Annotated in this window: 3 protein-coding genes; 2 read left to right on the plus strand and 1 reads right to left on the minus strand. The window is 63.7% G+C overall.

Features of this window, described 5'->3' with window-relative positions; translation table 11 throughout:
* The coding region (locus AC1D0P_RS23835) for an aminotransferase class I/II-fold pyridoxal phosphate-dependent enzyme (protein ID WP_477679007.1) at positions 1–315 on the plus strand (315 nt) is incomplete at its 5' end.
* 138 nt (positions 316–453) lie between these two features.
* Positions 454–612 (plus strand): DUF3309 family protein, encoded by a 159-nt coding sequence (locus tag AC1D0P_RS23840; RefSeq protein ID WP_411880438.1) that lies wholly within the window; start codon positions 454–456, stop codon positions 610–612.
* 80 nt (positions 613–692) lie between these two features.
* Here AC1D0P_RS23840 and AC1D0P_RS23845 read toward each other — a convergent pair.
* A partial coding sequence (locus AC1D0P_RS23845; protein ID WP_477679008.1) for a DUF3418 domain-containing protein occupies positions 693–3,064 on the minus strand: 2,372 nt, incomplete at its 5' end.

Here is a 3,064-nt window from a genome sequence, read left to right on the forward strand (position 1 = left end):
GCCGACGAGCAGCCTTACCTGGACCTGCCGGCCTTCTACCAGCGCAAGCGCGACCTGTTCCGGGACGGCCTGGCCAAAACACGCTTCAAGCTGCTGCCCAGCGAAGGCAGCTACTTCCAGTGCGTCGACATCTCCGAAGTCAGCGACCTCGACGAAGCCGAATTCTGCAAATGGCTGACCACCGAGATCGGCGTCGCGGCCATTCCCCTGTCGGCTTTTTACGGCAACGGCTTCGACCAGCGCGTGGTGCGTTTCTGTTTCGCCAAAAAAGACGAGACCTTGAACACCGCGCTGCAGCGCCTGGCAAAGCTATAACCAGCGTATAGATCAGCGGTAGGCCTGTAGGCGCAGGCTGTCAGTGCTTGCCGACGGTTGGACACGCCCTCCTCCTGCTTGTCCGCCCCCGGTACCGGACAAGAATGAATGCACATCAATAACTAGGAGTGCTTCCAAATGTCCATTTCGCTCATCCTGCTGATTGTCTTGATCCTGATCCTGGTCGGCGCCCTGCCCACCTGGGGCCACAGTCGCAGCTGGGGCTACGGGCCCAGCGGCGGTATCGGCCTCGTGGTGCTGATCCTCGTCATCCTGCTGCTGATGGGACGCATCTAGTCAACGATCTCCCCAGGAAAAATGGCCTTGCGTTGCAAGGCCATTTTTTTGTCCGCTGAAGACGCTAAAGAAGCCTGACCTCAACTATTGAGTTGAGCCCAGGCTTTCTCCAACCGTTTGATACTGACCGGCTGCGGCGTACGCAACTCCTGCGCAAAAAAGCTCACACGCAGTTCCTCCAGCAGCCAGCGGAACTCCTGCATGCGCGCATCGACCGCGCCCTTGCGTTCGGCCACGAGGCGCCAGTAGCGCTGCTCCTGCGGCCGCAGTTCGGCCAGGCGCGTGGTATCGCGTGCCGGGTCGGCGCGCCATTTCTCCAGACGCAAGGTGATGGCCTTCAGGTAGCGTGCGAAATGCTGCAGTTGCGTGTAAGGCGTGGCCGTCAGGAAACGCTTGGGCACCAGACGCTGCAGTTGCTGGGCGGCGTCCGCAGCGGCTTCAGCGGCGTTTTTGCTGTCCTTGATCTTGCGCTGGGCCACCGCGAATTCGGTGAGGATGCCCGCGGCCAGCCGCGCCACTTCACTGGCGATCAGGGTCAGGCGGCCGCGGCCGTCGTCAATGCGTCTCTTGAACTCGCCCTCGTTGGTGGGTAGCGGATCGAGCAGGAAAGCGCGGTCCAGCGCGACCTCGATGATCTGCTCGCGCAGTTCCTCCAGCGTGCCGCCGCCCGAGTTGTCGGCGGCGCGGCCCACCAGCATGTAGGCCGTGGCCATTTTTTGCAGCTCGGGCAGGTTTTTCTCGAGGTACTTCAGCGCATCCTTGATCTGCAGTGCGAACAGCCGGCGCAGGCCGGCGCGGTGTTTGGCCGCCGCCGCATCCGGCTCATCGAACACCTCGATGGTCACCGCATCGCCCAGGTCGATGAGGGCTGGGAAACCAATCAGCGTCTGCGAGCCCTTGCGAATCTCCATGAGTTCCGGCAGCTCGCCAAAGCTCCAGCCCGTGTAGCGCTCGGCCACCTTGACCGGTTTTTTTTCAGGCGCCGCCTGTGCGCGCCCGGCTTGGGCTGCAGGCCTGTCGGGTGCAGAACCGGCAGCCGGTTCGGGCGCCTTGGCCAGGTTCTTGAGCCCGGCCAGCGCCTGGAAAGCACCKCGCGCCTGCGAACCCAGCTCGCCCTTGAGCGCGCCCAGGTTGCGGCCCGCGCCCAGCTGCCGGCCGTGTTCGTCGACCACGCGGAAATTCATGAAAAGGTGCGGTGGCAGCATGTCCAGCTTCATGTCGTTGCGCTTGACGTCCAGCGAGGTCGCGTCGCGCACCAGCTTGAGCACCGCATCCGTCAGCGAGCCGCTGCCGAACACCTCGGGCTGCAGCAGCTGCTCCGTCATGCGGGCGGCCGTGTCGGGCAAGGGCACCAGGCGCGAGCGCGGGCGCTGGTGCAGGGTCTTGATCAGCGCCTGCACCTTGTCCTTGAGCATGCCGGGCACCAGCCACTCGCAGCGCTCTTCATTGACCTGGTTAAGCGCAAACAGCGGCACATCAACCGTGACTCCATCCCGCGCATCGCCGGGCTCGTGCAGGTAGGTCACCACGCAGTCCACGCCGCCCATGCGCAGAGTTTTGGGGAAAGACTGCGTGGTGATGCCGGCCGCCTCGTGGCGCATCAACTCCTCGCGGGTCAGCAACAAAAGCTTGGACTGCTTTTTAGACTCTTCCTTGTACCAGTGCTCGCAGCTTGYGCCGCTGTGCACCTCGGCCGGAAGTTGCTGGTCGTAGAAGGCGTAAATCAGTTCWTCATCGACCAGCACGTCCTGGCGCCTGGCCTTGTGCTCCAGGTCCTGCACCTGCTGGATCAGCTTCAGGTTGGCGGCCAGGAAAGGCAGTTTGGTGTCCCAGTTGCCGGCGACCAGCGCCTCACGGATGAAAATCTCGCGCGCCGTCACCGGGTCGACGCGGCCGAAATTCACGCGCCGGCCGTTGTAGACCACCAGGCCGTAGAGCGTGGCGCGCTCCAGCGCCGTCACCTGGGCGGCTTTTTTCTCCCAGTGCGGGTCCAGCAGCTGTTTGCTCAGCAAGTGGCCGGCCACCTGCTCTATCCAGGCCGGGTCGATATTGGCGATGCCGCGGCCGAACAGGCGCGTGGTTTCCACCAGTTCGGCAACCACGATCCAGCGGCCCGGCTTTTTGCTCAGGCGCGCGCCGGGATGGCGGTAGAACTTGATGCCGCGCGCACCCAGGTACCAGTCTTCCTCGTCGCTCTTGCAGCCGATGTTGCCGAGCAGGCCGCAGAGCATGGACAAGTGCAGCTGCTCATAGCTGGCGGGCTTGTCATTGAGCACCCATTTCTGTTCGCCCACCACGGTATGGAGCTGCGAATGGATGTCGCGCCACTCGCGCASACGGCGGATGTTGACGTAGTTCTCGCGCAGCAGGTTCTCGTACTGGCGGTTCGACAGCTTGTGGTCGGTGCCGTGGCCGCCGCGCGCGTCGCCCAGCCATTTCCACAGCTTGAGGT

Source organism: Polaromonas sp. P1_G2, assembly GCF_056405515.1.